This is a genomic window from Chryseobacterium sp. CS2K3 (assembly GCF_059515185.1).
The window spans coordinates 367212-383765 of the sequence record NZ_JCAKRW010000005.1; the positions used below are offsets into that span (position 1 = coordinate 367212).

Sequence of the window (16554 nt, forward strand, 5' to 3'; positions counted from 1 at the left end):
TGTTATGATCCTATTTGCTTTTAAATCTATTTTCTGTCTTCGTCTGTAAATCTCCAAATTTCAATAGACAATACCCCGTCCATTTTTCCTACCTTATTTTTTATTGTAGTCCCATCGTTATTATATCTTCGGATATCTACCAGACAGTTATCATAGCTCAGCCATATTTTTCTTCCCCATGCTTTGGAATCTCCCGGAGGATCATAGCTGCTCCCTTCAATGTGTAGGTCTTTGACCATTTTGTTATAGTCTGTGTATCCTATTTTTGAAAAGTCTGCAGTATTTCCATCATAAGAAAAAGTTCCCTTAAATTCTGTTTTTGGCTGACGTTCCAGCATCACCTGGTAGTTTTCAACATCTGTTTTATCGTCAGTTAAAATATAATCATCACTTTCACGCATCGGAGGTCCCGGAATTCTTAATTTATATTCAGTTTCTCTTTTTGTAAAAGCAATTGGATAAAGGTTGATCTGTCCTACAGTGTTATCGTGAATAGCCACGTTAAACCCAAGTTTGTCCCATACATAGAAGGTCTGTTCCTGACCTGATACTTTTTCCTCTTTAAAATTTTCGTATTTACCTACTTTCTTAATAAGCTCTTCAATTGAATCGTATTCTTTTTCGAGAGAATCATCATTAGTATTTACGTTATAATATTTGATTTTACCACTATCATTTACATAGGCTTCTCCACCATCTTTCCAGGTCCATATTTTATCTGTTCGTCCTGGTATAGAATATTTTGCAACACGATATTCTGAGTTTACAATCTTTGCAAACTCCTCAATAGGCATTCCCAGATAGATTTTCTTGTCGTTATAAAAAATTTCTTTTTTATCTATTTGAAAACTATTGGTATTCTTGCTTGCTTTTTCCTGACAGCTGATTGTTTGTGTCATGATAATGATAAGTAATATTAGATTATTTATTTTTTTCAACATATCCTTTTTCTTTCTCAGCTCTCCTTATTCAGAATGTCCAGGTTTTTATCTTGTTCTATTTCCTATTTCTAAATTCTGTTAAGTTAAAAGATTTACTTTTAAAATTTATTTTTTGTCTTCATCTGTATTATGTTGCCATATTGAAATTTCTCCCACAGTATCATACTTTCCTATTTTCTTGACAGAGAGTTTTCCGGATTCTTCGGCATTTGAGAATCTGTTGATTGTAATATATAAATCATAGCTTTCTCTGATTTCTCTTGACCAGTTTTCGGAGTCTCCAGCCGGATCAAAATCACTTCCTGATATTTTTAATCCTGAAACCGCATTGTTCCAATCAGTATTGCCTATTTTGCTAAAATCAATAGTGTTTCCATTATAGCTGAATTTTCCTTTAAATTCCTGTTTAGGCATTCTGTCAAATATGGCTTTATCATTCTTTCTGTCTTCTAACATTTCTTGGGTAAGTTGAGCATTTCCTGCTCCGTCATAGAATGTCTTTCCTATTGCCAGATCAAGATCCATTGTTTTTAATACATGTAAAGGATATAAATTGACGGTACTGATAACACTATTTGCTTCTGCCGCGTTTATTCCCAGTTTGTCCCATACATAAAATGTACTGGTACGAGCTGAGGATTTATCTATAGAAATACTGTCATATTTTCCATACATTTTGATGACATCATTAATATTGGAGAATTCTTTATATTCACCATTATAATCTTCTACAGGTTTACCTGTTTCTTCATCAATTCGCATTTTGGCGAGGATGATTATCTCTTGCCCATTGTCATTGATGCTTGTGCTTGCTTTAAACATTTTTTTAGTCCAGAACCAATCGGAATGTTCGCCACCACCAGTAGAATATTCAACTTTTCTATCGTACTTTCCAAGTGCATCTACGAATTGATCAACAGGCATTCCCAAAGCAAGATTTTTTTGATTATAATACAGCTTTTTATCTTTTACATAGAAACCATCTTCCATGCCTTGTATGTTTTTATCCTGGCAACTCACTAATTGTGTCATGATGAATAATAGAAATATTAATTTGTATTTAAATTTATTGTCCATGTCCGCTTTCTTTTAATGCTTCCTGATAGCTTTCTTCAGCTGTTTTTAATTTTAGTTCAGGTAAGTCTCTTTGTTTTTCCCAAAGTCTTTTTAATTTATTCCAGCCTCTATGCCATTGATCTGGAAGTCCTGCCATAGCAGATTGAAATTCTTTTTGTTGGTCTGAACTTGTATTAAACTCACTAATAATTTTAATTTGATGATGCAATTCTGCAAGTTCCTGATACCCATGTTTTATTCCCCAAAGAACAACACTTGCTTCACGGGCAAGCTTGACTGAACGGGGATGATCATAACACCAGTCTATAACAGATTTATCCATCCAGTCAGTATACATAGGATGAGTAAAAATTTCTTCTCTTCCTATTTTTTTGATCTGTGTATTCCAGTCTTTACTTCCTGCAAATAACTTTCCTAGTTTTTCTACTCTGTTTTCAGCTAATTTTACTGCCAGATGATGTAATGGCTGCAGACCATTATCTTTGGCAAGCTGAGTATGAGTAGGTCCATAAGAATTTACTTTCCAGTTCCCTTGCTCAAGTAAGGTAAGTTCATTTTCAAGGTAAGTTTGATAATCATCTATCATATTAATGGCGGTTAAAGCTAAAAAATGATAGAAACTATTCTGGATAACTTTTATATATTGGGTTATAAAGTCAAATATACCAAATGCATTTGTAATATCTTTAAAGGAATATCCTAATACGCGTTCTTCCACCATAAAATCTCTGAATTTCAGGTATTTTAAGAAGGTTTCAGAGTAAAGATTGTCATCAGTTCCTTTATACGTTTCGTTTTTTTGTTTAGTATCTGAGGTTTGAGCTTTAGAAATATCTTTCAAAAGTTCGTAGATCAAAGCATCATTAAATGTTCTTTCCCCCGCTTTCAGATCCTCCTGTTTTTCAACTTTGATGGAAAAGATCTTATTATTTACTTTGGGGGCTATACTGGCAATTGTGTCCAAAGGTCCAAAACTTCCTGTCTGTACTATAGGGCACGCTGCATGAGAATAGTAATATCCTTTATTTTGAGCGTGTTTAAGATAGCTGTATGATTCATCTTTATAAAGACTTTGGTAATAATCGGCAGGATATCTTGTGTTGTGGGCTTCTGTAAAGTTCTTTACAGCTTGAGGCTGTAATTCTGTATTGGTAATTGTATAAAATTTGAATCTTTCTTTTTCTAAAATCGAATGAATAGCATGGGTATTAGATTTAGCACTACTGTCTGATGTATGGCTTTTTAATGTTCCTTTTACACAGCTGGCTTTTAAATTATCCCAAGGGAAAACTTCTGGGTCATATACTTTCATCACGGCAATTTCACAAAAATTGCTGTGCGCATAATAATCTTCAACAATGTGGAGTGCCGCACCAAAATTTATTCTTCCCTCTACCGTATTAGGATTGGACTTATCAATAAATTTATTAAAACATTCAAAAGCACTTTCAAATGGGACAGAACTGTTACCTCTGATATAATTTTTTGTTCCAAACTGTACATTAGGCTCCCACTGTTGATCTACAGGATCTTTTACAAAATCTGGATCCAATTTATGATTAAAATCGGGTGGTGGGCATGGTTTGTTTGTTCCTTTTTCTTTGTTCTTCTTTTTTATAGCGTCACAAATTAATTTAGGATGAAGAGCCGCAGGGTTGTCTATATGTTCCTGAGGTTTGTAAACTCCTAGCAATTCAGGAGTTATTTTAGCATATTTACTTCTGAAGTCCTGAATATATTTCATATAGTTCTCAGGTTTTCCATCTTCATTTGTAGCCTTTTTTTCTAATTCTCCAAATTCTTTTAACCCAAGGAATTCTACCAGAGTGGTAACGGCTTCTCTACTTAATTTTACAGGAGAAAATGCAGAAGGTTCCCATATAATTTTTGCTTCCGTCATTTTAAGTTCAAAGCCTACCGGAAGGTCATAAGTTCTCAGATCATTTTTTGTAACTCTGTTTTCTTCCAGTAATTTTTCTAAATCATCTAATAATTTTGAATTTTCCTCCTTATTCTGATGTTTATCTTTATATTCTTTACTGAGTATATCCAGAGCATTAGCCATGGGGCGTACAATCATAGGATCTACAAACTGTGAAAAGTCTCTGAGCCAGTTACCAAAATAAATCTGTTTTCTTTCTACATTTTTATCACTCTTATATCTTTCAATTTTACTTAGCGCATTCTTTTCAATGGCTTCGTGTCCCAGCCCATGAAGATCATCTCCCATACCAGCTCCGAAAAATTCAAAACCTGCAAAATAATGATCATCATATTCAGTACGGTTCTCAACGTATTCTTTTAATTGTGTATGCAGATCCGCAAAATCCCAAATCAGTTTTTTTTCTGCTCCTTTAATGGTTGCCGTGGCATAATGCTGTTCCTTTTGCTCAAAAGGATCAATAAAAAATCTTTTATATTTTGTATTGATATTGGAAGAATATTTTGCCCCTTCATCTCCTTCAGCATCTCCTTCTTGTGATGAATACTCAAATCTTAACAGATAATCCAGATGATGCCCGAATTCTTCCACTAAAGCAAGCATCAGTAATTTATGATGCCCATTACTTTTTATTGCATTATCTATAAAACCTTGGGATACAAGAATATGGTTGAAATACTTTTTATTCTCACCTGTGTAATAAGAAGCTCCTATACCGTCCAGTTCTTTGATAACTGTGATTTTCGGATTAATAGACTGTTTTTTATCACTGGCGTTTTTATATAACTTTTCGTAAGCTTCCAAAGGGATATCATTACCAAAGATGTCAGCCATCCAGAAACAGAACATAGCCATACTGTCTTTCTTGGCAAAAGAAAAAAGCTGTTCCAGAGCAAATGTACTTTCAAGGGTGTAGTCACTTTCCTCAATTGTGGGTTCATAAGGAGAATAAGATTGATGTTTTACTCCGCCATCATTGCCTTTCTGTTCTACTTTCTTGTTGCTGTTCAGACTCAGGTTATCCCTGTAAGATTCAATATTGATCTTGTTGGAGATTTCATTGATATCTCCAGCATGTACAACATAGTCCTTATTAACGGCTACCTTGATATTTTTTGCCTGTTTTACAATTGCCATGGCTAGAAGAATTTAGCTTTATCTGCACTGTTGTTCTCAATGATCTTTGCACTTTGCAGTGTCATATTCTCCTTATCACTGAACATGGAGATCTTACCAGCCAGTGACTGAGAAGTTTCCGATTGTCTGTGAATACCTTTCTCAGCCATTTCCTGCCTGTTATCAGAAGTCTCTCTGATGTCTCCGGCTGCATTTTGAATAATATCTGTTCCGGCAATCGAAGTGATATTTACATTGGCAGAGTTTGAAATATTTTCTCCTGCATTTAAGGTGAAATTCTTACCGGCAATCATATCTATATTTTCACCAGCCTTAAAATACATGTTTTTAGGTGCGGTTACGGTAATATTTCCTTTACCATCCATCAGATAAGTATTACCACTTGGGTCTTCAATGAAAATACTGCCTTCCTTATCATTAAAGATTACTTTATTTCCACTTCTTGTCTGAATAGATTTTATATGATTATTCACTCCACCACCAAGCGCTACCTGCCCGTGGAACATTCCTCCCATTGCAAAAGGAAAATCCGGGTGATGATATTCAAAACCTACCATAACCTGATCTCCCACTTCGGGAATAGCTACAAAACCTCTGTTTTGAGTAATGGCATCCGTTCCTCCGGCATCGGGGCTCATCATTCTGATAAAATGAGTAGTGTCTGGATTTCTCTGCCAGTCAAACCTTACCTGTATTCTTCCCTGATTAAGCGGATCGGTATTGGAGATCACAGTGGCAACCTGAGGTTCAGCATTGGGAATGATAAAATCCGGTTTCGGCATAAAACCAGTTCCTTCTGCTATCGCTTCAAAACTTCCTTTGTAATATCCTCTGGCATCTACTTCATGAGAGGTTTCAGTAATGGTGACTTTTGTAAAATATGCCGTCTCATTGCTATCGGGTTTACGCATCTGAATATCCGCAGTACAACCGGGATAGAGAAAAGGAACAGTTGTTTTTCCAGAAACGGTAAATACTTCTACAGCCGCACTTCCTGCTGCACTTTTTTGGGAATCATCCACATCCATGAACATATTGGCATTTACAGGAGCAGGAGAGAGGGATCGTGCCTTGAAAATGTTGCTGTTAAGCTCGTAAGCTTTAGCAGGAACCTCCCCAAGATGTCTGATACTGCTTTCCGATCCTGTCATTTTTGTATGTTCGCTGCTGTTGTATCCGAAGAATTCAGGTTTTGTGTGCACAGCTTTTAATTCTATCTGTACATCTGTGGCATTGCTTCCATAGATAAGACGTACCGGTTTTTCAGGAGTTGGAAGTTTTCCAAAGTGAAGAACTTCGCCATCATAATAAAACTGTTCCCCATAAGCTTCAGCAGTTCTTGCCAGATAGTTGTAATGGGTTTCGTTGTATTGTGAACTGTAGTTGATATAACTTCTATTCTGAGCATCTACTCTGAAATCAAATTTCTCAGAACCAAGCGTTTCTTTAATGATTTTATCTGCAATAATTCCTGTATTTACAGACTGGCTTCCACCGAAACTCTGCGTATGAGGAGCGGAATCCATAAGAATAGTAGGGCTGTGACCTTTCAGTACAATATTACCAAGACTCATTCTTTCCTGGCTGAAAGCTGCTTTTGTGATAACCCCTACAAAGGTTCTTTCCGGGCTTTCATTCTCATAATCTTTGTATTTAAAAACAACTGTTATTCGCTTACCGAGAAACATACGGGCTTCTTCAAGATTATGATTTTGAGCTTGTCCTAAAGTATCATGAGCCAGTGTAAGCTCAAACTGATGGTGACGTCTCGCACTTTGCTGCAAACGGAAATGTTTGAAATGTTTGATGGTCTTTCCTTCAATAATGATATCCAGTTTTACCACACGGTTGATCCCCGGAATATGATTTCCTGAAATCTTATCAGCGTTATCAGGTGCCTTATAACGATTCGGTTGAAATGAAAAATTACCCTCCATGATTAGTATTGTGTTTTTATTAGTTTGTTTTGCAGATTATCATTGAAATAATTTTTCTCTGTCAATTTTTTGATGTAATAATCTGCTGATTCTCATTGTTATCATTACCAAATACTTGAATTTATATAATGATAATCAAACTGACAAGACAGAATCCTTTGCTGAATTCTGCCCTGTTAGTTCTAATATTGTAAGTGATTTTCTTAAGATTAAGACGGCCACGCACCGAAATAAGAAGAATTACCAAGGTCAATCTGTTCTGCACTCACTACAAAGCTGATATACATACTGTTATCATCCACTGCATCGAAGTCTACTTCATGCTGGATTACATAACCGTTGTTCCACTTTAGTGTTGTTAACGTTCCTTCTTCGTGAGACTTGTTGAATGTAATTTCTCCTACTGTAGGTTTATATTTTCCGTTTAGTAAGCTTTCAAGAATGTCAGATTTATCAGTAGCTTCTACTGTAATTTTGATCAATGCATTTGAAGGGTCAGATGCCACACGTCCAGAAACGTCTGTAGATCTTGAAACGCTGTAATTAAGCTTTAGTAATTTTTGCCCTTCACCGTTGTTGAATTTTAAAATTCCTCTTGAATTTCTTTCTGCCATGATTAATAGTTTTTAATTAATATTATGTAATTTGATCTCTATACTGCCAAAAATAGAGGTATTTATAATATAATTAAAAGAAATATGAGAAAATTTGAAAAAGTGTAGTAGTTCTTCTACTAACAAGTGTTAGGTTTTTTATCTATGTGTATGTTTATTAGTGGCTTGTAGTCGTGGTTTCGTGATATTTTAAGAAATTTTAGAAAGAATAGAGTTGATAATCATATTCGCATGCACTCTTGAATTCTCAATGAACCAAAGGTGAGTATCTTTTCCCCCACAGACTACTCCAGCAAGATAAAGATCAGGAACATTTGTTTCCATGGTTTCAACATTATACTGTGGATTCAGGTAATCGCCATTCAGTTCTATTCCTGAATTTTTCAGAAAATCAAAATCAGGAAGATAGCCAGTCATTGCCAGTACAAAATCATTTTCAATTTCGTGAGTCTGCTGATTTTCATCTTTAAAAACGACAGAATTCTCCTTTACTTCTATAATTTCCGCATTAAAATGTGCCTTGATGCTGCCTTCGGAAATTCTGTTCTCAATATCAGGTTTTACCCAATATTTTACACTTTTTGAAATTTCAGAATGGCGAACGATCATAGTAACATCAGCCCCTTTTCTATAGGTTTCGAGGGCTGCATCTACGGCAGAATTGCTTGATCCTATGACTACAACCTTTTGTCTTGCGTAAGGATAAGGTTCAGTGTAGTAATGTTTTACTTTTGGAAGATTTTCTCCCGGAATATTCATTAGGTTTGGAATGTCATAAAATCCTGTAGCAATCACCACATTTTTAGCCTTGTAATTTCCCTTAGTGGTTTCAATTTTGAATAGAGTATGCTCTTTAGAAACTTTTAAAACCTTTTCATAAAGATGAATCTTGAGGTCTTTCTGCCTTGCAATACCCTGATAATATTCCAAAGCCTCTTGTCTGCCGGGTTTAGGAGCTGTAGAAATAAAAGGAACGTTGTCAATCTCAAGCTTCTCAGCTGTAGAAAAGAAACGCATATATAAAGGATAATTGTACAGAGAATTTACAATGGTTCCCTTTTCAATAATTAAATACTTCAGATTGTTTTTCTGAGCTTCAATAGCACAGTTTAAGCCGATAGGTCCTGCTCCGATAATAAGAATATCCAAAATTTCCATATAACAAAGGTACGACCTAATTAGGAAAAGGTGTTAATGAATCATTTAAATCTAAAATATCTATATTTTAATATTATAAAGCATAAACGAAGTATCTCGTACTCTATAAGCTGTGGCATTAGTTTTGGTGCTTTTTTAAACTATTATAAAGTTATAAATTATGAAAAGATTACTTATTTCAATGCTTGTGTTGGGTTTGGTGGTTGCCTGTAAGAAAGAGCCCGGAAAACCTGTTCCTAATGAAATAGACACTATTGCCAGAATAAATCCTGATAGTGCAAAAGTTGTAAAGAATGACACTTTGAAAATGGCAGCTTTGAAGAAGACGAACGATGAGGTTTTACAAACTTTAAAAACTAAGGATTATAAAACTTTTGCAACATTTATCCATCCTGAAAAAGGAATTAGTTTCTCTATGTATGCTTTTGTAGACCCTAAGAAGGACAAACATTTTTCTAAAGCAGAATTTGAAAAATACCAGCCTACAAAAACATTATTCACCTGGGGAGAAATGGATGGTTCTGGTGATCCTTACAAGGCTACAATCAATGATTATCTCGGGAAATGGGTTTTTTCAGGTGATTTTACGACCTCCCAATATTCTCAGGGTAAATTTATAGGTGGTGGGAATTCTCTGAATAATCTTGAAAAAATCTATCCTCATAAAGACTTTACAGAAAACTATATCAAAGGAACTGAAAAAACTAGTGAAATGGATTGGAAAACGCTGCGTTTTGTTTTTGAAGAATTTCAGGGAAAATATTATCTGATTGCTGTTGTGAATGATCAGTGGACCATTTAAAGGCTAGAAGCGGGATGCGGGAAGCAGGAAGTATTTTAGTGATGAAAGCATCTGTAGTTTGTAATTATTGAAGATGATAATTATAAATATTTTCTCGGTTCGATAACTTCCTTCTTCCAGCTTCTAACTCCCTTTTTTTATAAAATTTCGCTTAATTGCTTTGTAAGATTTTTTCGTGAAAACTGTTCAATGTGTTGAGTGTTTTCAGAGAGTTGCCCATTTTTCCAAAGCTCAAATTTCTCAAGAATGAATTTTTTTACCGTTTCGTAATCACTGTAGCCGAAGTGTTTTCCAGCCTGGGTTTCATCCAGTATTTTTGAAACATCAGCCTGATCAGGACCAAATGATAAAATCTGTTTTCCTGAAGCCAGATATTCGAATATTTTGCCGGGAATAATTCCTTTTGAAGATTCATTCGGGAAGTTGGTGATCAATAATATTTCTGAATTTTGCATTTCTTCCACAGCTTTACCATGCGCAAGATATCCAAGGTTCAGAATATGATTCTTTACACTTGAATTTTCAATAAAGTTTAAGATCTTATCATCAATTCTTCCGACAAATTTTAAACTGAAATACTTCGCAAAATCAATATTTTCTTTTACCAATTCGTCCAGAACTTTCCAAAGGTTTTCAGGGTTTCTGAGCTGTTCCAAAACACCGATATAGCTTAGGGTAAACTTATCTTTCAGTATGTTTTCAGTTTGTCCTTTTATTTTATCCGAGTCACTTTCATCAAATCCGTTGGTAATACAAACAGAATTAGCTCCTGTTTTACGGAAGTTTTCAGCATCCGTGTAACTTGTAGCAAGCGTAATGTCTGCATTTTTGAATACAGCGCTTTCCAGTTGACGGTGTTTCTTATCAGAGCTTTTGGTTAATTTCAGGTGCTTGTAATAGGAAATTTCAGTCCAGGGATCACGGAAGTCGGCAATCCATTTAAGATTGGGAAACTTATTTTTTAATCCTAATCCAATCAGGTGAAGAGAGTGGGGCGGACCGGAAGTTACAATGGTATCAATATTATTTTCTTGTATGTATTTCTCAAGAAACTGAATGGAAGGTTTTACCCAGAAAACTCTTGCGTCAGGAATGAAAAAGTTTCCTCTTACCCAAATGGATAATTTAGATTTCCAGCTTTGATTTTTACCGACATCAAATTGTCCTGCCTTGAATTTTTTATTGCTTTTATTAAGTTTTTCAGCCAGCTGATAAGGTTCCCAGATTTTAGTTCTGACGATTTCAATGTCTTCAGGAACATCTTTCATCAGCGTTTCATCCAGTAATGGATAACTTGGATTTTCAGGCGTATAAATGACCGGTTTCCAGCCGAATTCCGGCAGATATTTTGCAAATTTCAGCCATCTTTGAACACCAGGACCTCCCGCAGGAGGCCAGTAATAGGTGATGATCAATATTTTCTTTTGTTCCATTTTTTATGAATCGTCTATTATTCATTTGTCATTCTGAACGGAGCGAAGCGTAGTGAAGAACTCACTCTATCTCTTCATTCAGAATTACATATCGCAATATATAGCTTTATATAGATTAGACTTTCTCTTGTGCTACAATTTCTTTTTTCCTGTTTTTATTCATCCAGAAAATTCCAAAGGCAGCCAATGCGATGAATAATCCGAAGCTAAGAAGAGAGAGCCATTTTCCTTTTTCAATCACTTCAGGTTCGAAGACCATCCTGATTTGATGACTTCCTGCCGGTACATGAACTGCTCGCAATAAATAATCTGCTTTAATGTAAGGAACTTCTTTTCCGTCTACAGAAACCTTCCATCCGTGAGGATAATAAATTTCAGAGAAAACAGCAAGCTGAGGGGTTTTCGACTGAGATTTGAATTCCAGTTCATTCGGTTCATACTTTGTCAGGGTAAGGAATGCTGTAGAGTCTGGCTGAACAGGTTTATTATCAAAATAGGCTTTGTCCGAAGAAGCTACAACAGCTGTCTTCTTATTGTCAATTACTCCGATAGATTTTATTTCTTCGTTTGGAGTATCAACAAATTTAATGTCGCTTACAAACCATGCATTTCCGTTAGCTTTTGGATTGGGAACAACCTGTGGCTGCTCAGGACCTCCAAAGACCATATATTTTGCATTCAATAGGTTCAGAATGTTTGGTGTCTTCACACTATCGATGCTATTGATATACTCGTTAAGTACATCGTCATATCTTCTCAGTTTTACAGCGTGATAACCACCGATAGAAGCTTTGAAGTAGGAGGTATTTGTTTCACTTGTTACTCCTAAAGTCTGGTTATAGATTCTGTAGTGTGCTTTGTCTTTATCAGCAATTGTTTCTAAGGTCTTGTTGATATTTACTGTAGATAAAATAGATTCAAGGTTTGGATTTCCCTGTACTTTTTCCGCTAATAAGTCTGAGCTTTCGGTTTGGAAAGGGTTTTCAGCAAAGATCTTGTCTACATAATTTTCGTCATTTAAATAACGTTTGTTTACGGTCCACAGATCAAATAAACTTACAACACCAATCACAACCAAAGCAATATTCTGGTTAAGTTTTTTCTTTAAACTTAAGAATAATGCTGCTGCTGTAATGGCAACATAGATGAATGCTTTGATGGCATCTATTCTGAAGAGTTTATATCTTTCATCTACAAGGTAATCCAGTAGGAAAGGAGGGAAGTATGTCTTCTCATTAGCTGTAGAGAATCCCAATAATGATTTTCCGAATATTAAAAGAATTAATAATAATCCTAATGTTCCTCCACTTACATACATAAGGATCTTTTGTTTGTATTCCTCAGTAAGTTTTTCGTCTGTAAAGAATCTGTATAACCCTAAAATAGCAATTAAAGGGAATAGTAACTCAACCACTACAAGGATTGAAGATGGAGCTCTGAATTTGTTGTAAAACGGAACAAAATCAATAAAGAAGTCAGATAATGGCATAAAGTTGCTTCCCCAAGCCAAAAGAATGGTTAAGATTGAAGCTCCTAAGATCCAGTAACGGTATTTTTTCCATGCGAAGAAGAATCCTAGCAGGGCAAGGAAACATACAATGGCTCCCTGGTAAGCCGGTCCGGAAGTTCCGGGCTGATCTCCCCAATATGTCATTCCGCTGAAACCTTTTGAAATTCTATCCATTTCAGCCTGTGAACCTACATTTTCCTGAACAAGTTCCTGTACTCTGTTCATCATTGCTTTTCCTTCAGGTTCCTGGCTTCCGCCACCCATTAATCTTGGGATGAACAGGTTTAATGTTTCAAGTTGCCCGTAGCTCCACATCAGCATACTTTCTTTATCCATTCCGGATTTTCCTGAAGTATGGCTGTCGTTTGTTAAAATCTGTTTTCCACGTACGGTTTCTTTTACATACTCAGAATTTGCCATGATTCTTTGAGAGTTCATTCCAACTCCGATTATGCAAGATGCTGCAATGATTCCTGAAGAAATAAGGAAATGCTTCATCGGTGTCTTTTTCTGAATCGCTCTGATCAGTTCAGACAGGAATAAAAATCCTAAGGCAATAAACAGATAATAGGTCATCTGCGGGTGGTTCGCAGCAATTTGAAGACCCATAAAAAGGGTTGTTACAATGAATCCCCAGATGTATTGTTTTCGGATATAAACTAATAAAATTCCGGCTAAAAGCGGAGCAAAATATTCAATGGTATTTACTTTTCCGTTGTGTCCCGCCGCGATAATAATGTAAAAATAAGTGGAAAGACCAAAGAAGGTGGCACCAAGCAGGGCATACTTCCAGTTTCTGACCACTACCATTCCCAAAAGGAAAAAACCTGCAAAAAGCAGGAAGAGATAATTAACTGGTCTTGGCAGGAAATTCAGATTGCTGTCGATCTTTTTGATGATATCACCTTTAAATTGGCTACCCATCTGATAAGTCGGCATTCCCCCAAACATGGAGTCACTCCAATAGGTTTCATTTCCGGTATTGGCTCTATAGTCTAGCAGTTCTTTTGCCCCTCCTCGGTATTGTACAATATCATGCTGGAAAAGCTGTTTTCCTGAAAATACTGGAGTTGAATATAAAAATGCTAAAACTATAAATACTACTAATGAAATTGCAATATAAATTAAGTTTTTGTTTTTCGCCATGCTGGTTATTATCTTTTATTTCTTGGAATTCTTACCTTTTGTCATTACTCTCTTTTACCTCTTCATAGTCTACGGTTTCTGCATCCCATTTGAGGTTTTGTTTGTTATTCTTATTCGAGTTGTTGATATCCTGATGTTTGTTATTTTGGCTCTGATTATTGAACCTGTAGCTGTAAAAGGTCTTAAAGAAAATCCTTTTCAGAATATTCCAGACAAAGAAAATAACGATAGCAGAGAGTACTAACTCAAGAATGTACTTCATAACTTTTGAATTTAAAGCTTAAGGCTCAGCGTTACATTTTTATACTGAACCTTAAACGTTTTATTTTTAATTATTTTGCAGAAGGATTTACCATTACAGAAGAATTAGAAACACTTTTCATAGACTGTGATTGTTTTCCGTCAGAAAGCGTTTCAATCTGTGTTGTTTTTACAGTGATGTTCTGATTAGTAATCCATCCTGAATTTTCATCGAACTTAATCGTTCCGTTCTGAACCAACTCACTGCTTAAGCTATGCGTAACACCTCCTTGGGTTTTCTTATCCTCTTTTTTAGGAATACCACCTGTCACACCAATTTCAGCAACTCCGTTTCCTAAGCTTTTCAGGACATAGTTTGAAGTAACTTTAATACTTCCGCTTGGGTCAGCATTTTCAGAAGTTGTCCATTTTTCACCAATTTTTACTCCTTTTTTAGGAATAATAACAAGGTTTTTATTGAATTGGTCCTTCAATACTTTCTCATTGAAAGATTCTTTTAAGCTTGCCACAACGCTTGCTTTCTCATTAGCATCTTTGATAAGCATTCCCACAGCATTGGATACTTTTGTGTAAACAGCATCAAAACCTGTGATAGAAATTACATTCCCTTTATTGTCCATTTTCATGTCAAGCTTATTGCTTGTAAGGGCTCTGTTGATATTCCAGATCATTTTAAGCTCATCTTCTTTAGGAATAGGAAGTTTTGTATCTACTACAATTGTTTTTCCCTGTGCAGACTGCGAGCTTCTTTTAGCAACAAGATTAAGGGTCATTTCATAAACATTTCCTTTAATATCATTGACCGTGAAGTTCATTTCATCTGTAGATTCCGAAGTAGCCGTCATAGATTTCCCCTGAGGGTCAGTCATCGTTTTCGTATCTCTCTGATATGTTGTAAGAGGATATGTTTTTCCTTTTTCAAGCTTAAAAGTTTGTGTAACGATACCTGCTGAGTCTTTAATAGCTGGATTTTCTACAACTTTAGCCACAGAATCAGCCGGAACTTCTACTGTAACTGTTTTTCCGGTTTTAGGATCTACCTTGGTTACTTTTGCCGTTTCTTTTTTACAAGAAACAAGTGCTATAGATGAGATTAGCGCTAATGCTGCTATGTTTTTCATTTTCTAATTTTTTTAAGTGTTGTGTTATTGGTACTAATTATTTCAACATTTTCTGTCTTACAGCTTCATATAAGATTGCTCCACATGCAACAGAAACGTTCAGTGATTGAGTTTTTCCTTCAATAGGAAGTTTTATTTTTTCATCAGAATGATGCAGTACTTCCTTCGAAATTCCGGTTTCTTCATTACCCATAACAATAGCGCATGGTTCTGTAAAGTTGACATCATAGATCAGCTTTTGTGCTTTTTCAGATGCTGCAAACACCGTAATTCCACTTTGCTGTAAGAAATCTACAGTATGGGCAAGGTTGTTTTCTTTACAGATTTTGATATTATAAATACCTCCTGCAGAAGTCTTAATAGCATCAGAATTAATAGGAGCTGCTCCTTTTTCAGGAATAATCACAGCATCTACCCCTACACATTCAGCAGTTCTGCAGATAGCTCCGAAGTTTCTTACATCAGTAAGTCTGTCCAAAATCAATAAGAAAGGAGTTTTTCCTTCCTCAAATAATTGTGGTACAATATCCTCCACTTTATGAAACGGAACATCCGAAATAAAAGCAACCACACCCTGGTGGTTTTTTCTTGTAAAACGGTTCAGTTTTTCAACCGGAACATAGTTGGGACGGATTTTATTTTTTGCTAAAATTGCTTTCAGTTCAGCATAAATAGGACCCTGAAGTGCATTTTGCACAAAGATCTTGTCAATCGTTTTTCCCGCTTCAATTGCTTCAATCACGGGACGCAGCCCGAAAATAAAATCGTCTTTCATTGATTTGTCTAAAATTTTATGTTTAGGTTATCGGATTTCTGGATTTGAAAGTTCTTGGTTGGTGTGGACTACAAACTTCCGGACTCCTTTTTCCGGCTTCCTTTTAATATTTTTCTCCTAAAATTGCTCTTTTCTGCGCCATTACATAACCATAATGCAGGCTTTCATGCATATTATTAAAGATAATAGCATCCTGAATACTCTTCAAATCCATGCCAAAACTGGTTGTGTACGGAGTATAATCTGAAAAGAAATCGCTGTCGTAGTCTTTCATCAGGATTTTTGAGGTTTCCGTAAGTAAAAACTCAAGATCTTCCACTTCCGATTTTTGGACATTCAAATTAGGTAATGTTCCTTTTTTGTAAGTTTCAATCCAATACTTATCGATGCGGAAAGGATTTCCACTAAGGTAATAATGCAGCAGTTGTTGTGTAGCAACTGTATGGGCAATATTCCAGTAAATATTATTGTTGAAACCATCCGGAATCAGCAGAAGGTCCTCGTGAGAGGTGTTCTGTAGGATGTCTAAAAGATTTTTTCTTACCTGTCTGTGTGCTTGAAAATGATAATTCATTTTGCAGAAATTTTAATCTCCAAAAATAGTTTAATAATCTGGGAATGACAATTTTTTGCCTGAAGGATTAAAGCAAAAATTCCTGATCCATGAAAAAAAGCATTATTTATTATTTTGTTTTAATGA

Annotated in this window: 13 protein-coding genes; 1 reads left to right on the forward strand and 12 read right to left on the reverse strand. The window is 35.6% G+C overall.

What is annotated here, in order from left to right:
• Positions 1-26: 26 nt before the first annotated feature.
• The 6 genes from AC5YGG_RS11245 to AC5YGG_RS11270 form a co-directional block, all read right to left on the reverse strand.
• The gene (locus AC5YGG_RS11245; RefSeq protein ID WP_496144586.1) at positions 27-899 is read right to left on the reverse strand and encodes a DUF7738 domain-containing protein; all 873 of its coding nucleotides are present in this window, start codon (positions 897-899) and stop codon (positions 27-29) included.
• Positions 900-1046: 147 nt separating this feature from the next.
• Positions 1047-2018: a DUF7738 domain-containing protein gene (locus tag AC5YGG_RS11250; RefSeq protein WP_496144587.1), complete on the reverse strand. Its 972-nt coding sequence runs from the start codon at positions 2016-2018 to the stop codon at positions 1047-1049.
• Positions 2008-5097, reverse strand: coding sequence for an HET-C-related protein (locus AC5YGG_RS11255; RefSeq protein ID WP_496144588.1), 3090 nt, complete (start codon positions 5095-5097; stop codon positions 2008-2010). Before AC5YGG_RS11255 ends, AC5YGG_RS11250 begins: the two co-directional genes overlap by 11 nt.
• 2 nt (positions 5098-5099) lie before the next feature.
• Entirely contained in the window at positions 5100-7034 is a 1935-nt protein-coding gene (locus AC5YGG_RS11260) for a type VI secretion system Vgr family protein (protein ID WP_496144589.1), read from the reverse strand.
• Positions 7035-7243: 209 nt separating this feature from the next.
• Positions 7244-7648 carry a type VI secretion system tube protein TssD gene (tssD, locus tag AC5YGG_RS11265; RefSeq protein ID WP_047434135.1) on the reverse strand — a complete coding sequence of 135 codons (405 nt, stop codon included), beginning with the start codon at positions 7646-7648 and terminating at the stop codon, positions 7244-7246.
• A gap of 189 nt (positions 7649-7837) precedes the next feature.
• Entirely contained in the window at positions 7838-8806 is a 969-nt protein-coding gene (locus AC5YGG_RS11270; protein ID WP_496144590.1) for a YpdA family putative bacillithiol disulfide reductase, read from the reverse strand.
• 160 nt (positions 8807-8966) lie between these two features.
• Between AC5YGG_RS11270 and AC5YGG_RS11275 the strand changes: the two genes are divergently transcribed.
• Positions 8967-9608 carry a hypothetical protein gene (locus AC5YGG_RS11275; protein WP_496144591.1) on the forward strand — a complete coding sequence of 214 codons (642 nt, stop codon included), beginning with the start codon at positions 8967-8969 and terminating at the stop codon, positions 9606-9608.
• A gap of 137 nt (positions 9609-9745) precedes the next feature.
• On the opposite strand, the gene AC5YGG_RS11280 is transcribed toward AC5YGG_RS11275, so the two are convergent.
• The 6 genes from AC5YGG_RS11280 to AC5YGG_RS11305 all read right to left on the reverse strand — a co-directional run bounded on the left by AC5YGG_RS11280 (position 9746) and on the right by AC5YGG_RS11305 (position 16428).
• Positions 9746-11041, reverse strand: coding sequence for a glycosyltransferase family protein (locus AC5YGG_RS11280; protein ID WP_496144592.1), 1296 nt, complete (start codon positions 11039-11041; stop codon positions 9746-9748).
• Between the two features lie 115 nt (positions 11042-11156).
• On the reverse strand, positions 11157-13697 hold the full coding sequence (locus tag AC5YGG_RS11285) for a YfhO family protein (protein ID WP_496144593.1): 2541 nt from the start codon (positions 13695-13697) through the stop codon (positions 11157-11159).
• A 31-nt stretch (positions 13698-13728) separates the two neighbouring features.
• Complete coding sequence (locus AC5YGG_RS11290; protein WP_496144594.1) at positions 13729-13959, reverse strand: hypothetical protein; 231 nt, start codon at positions 13957-13959, stop codon at positions 13729-13731.
• A gap of 70 nt (positions 13960-14029) precedes the next feature.
• Positions 14030-15079, reverse strand: coding sequence for a DUF6263 family protein (locus AC5YGG_RS11295; protein WP_496144595.1), 1050 nt, complete (start codon positions 15077-15079; stop codon positions 14030-14032).
• Between the two features lie 37 nt (positions 15080-15116).
• Positions 15117-15854, reverse strand: coding sequence for a 23S rRNA (guanosine(2251)-2'-O)-methyltransferase RlmB (rlmB, locus tag AC5YGG_RS11300; protein WP_065393313.1), 738 nt, complete (start codon positions 15852-15854; stop codon positions 15117-15119).
• A gap of 103 nt (positions 15855-15957) precedes the next feature.
• A complete protein-coding gene (locus tag AC5YGG_RS11305; RefSeq protein ID WP_047095244.1) occupies positions 15958-16428 on the reverse strand; it encodes a DinB family protein in 471 nt (156 codons plus the stop codon).
• Positions 16429-16554 lie beyond the last annotated feature (126 nt).

Coding starts and splice junctions, on each gene's coding strand:
- AC5YGG_RS11245 (WP_496144586.1), bottom strand. CDS start 899: ATGACACAAACAATCAGCTGTCAGGAAAAAGCAAGCAAGAATACCAAT.
- AC5YGG_RS11250 (WP_496144587.1), bottom strand. CDS start 2,018: ATGGACAATAAATTTAAATACAAATTAATATTTCTATTATTCATCATG.
- AC5YGG_RS11255 (WP_496144588.1), bottom strand. CDS start 5,097: ATGGCAATTGTAAAACAGGCAAAAAATATCAAGGTAGCCGTTAATAAG.
- AC5YGG_RS11260 (WP_496144589.1), bottom strand. CDS start 7,034: ATGGAGGGTAATTTTTCATTTCAACCGAATCGTTATAAGGCACCTGAT.
- tssD (WP_047434135.1), bottom strand. CDS start 7,648: ATGGCAGAAAGAAATTCAAGAGGAATTTTAAAATTCAACAACGGTGAA.
- AC5YGG_RS11270 (WP_496144590.1), bottom strand. CDS start 8,806: ATGGAAATTTTGGATATTCTTATTATCGGAGCAGGACCTATCGGCTTA.
- AC5YGG_RS11275 (WP_496144591.1), top strand. CDS start 8,967: ATGAAAAGATTACTTATTTCAATGCTTGTGTTGGGTTTGGTGGTTGCC.
- AC5YGG_RS11280 (WP_496144592.1), bottom strand. CDS start 11,041: ATGGAACAAAAGAAAATATTGATCATCACCTATTACTGGCCTCCTGCG.
- AC5YGG_RS11285 (WP_496144593.1), bottom strand. CDS start 13,697: ATGGCGAAAAACAAAAACTTAATTTATATTGCAATTTCATTAGTAGTA.
- AC5YGG_RS11290 (WP_496144594.1), bottom strand. CDS start 13,959: ATGAAGTACATTCTTGAGTTAGTACTCTCTGCTATCGTTATTTTCTTT.
- AC5YGG_RS11295 (WP_496144595.1), bottom strand. CDS start 15,079: ATGAAAAACATAGCAGCATTAGCGCTAATCTCATCTATAGCACTTGTT.
- rlmB (WP_065393313.1), bottom strand. CDS start 15,854: ATGAAAGACGATTTTATTTTCGGGCTGCGTCCCGTGATTGAAGCAATT.
- AC5YGG_RS11305 (WP_047095244.1), bottom strand. CDS start 16,428: ATGAATTATCATTTTCAAGCACACAGACAGGTAAGAAAAAATCTTTTA.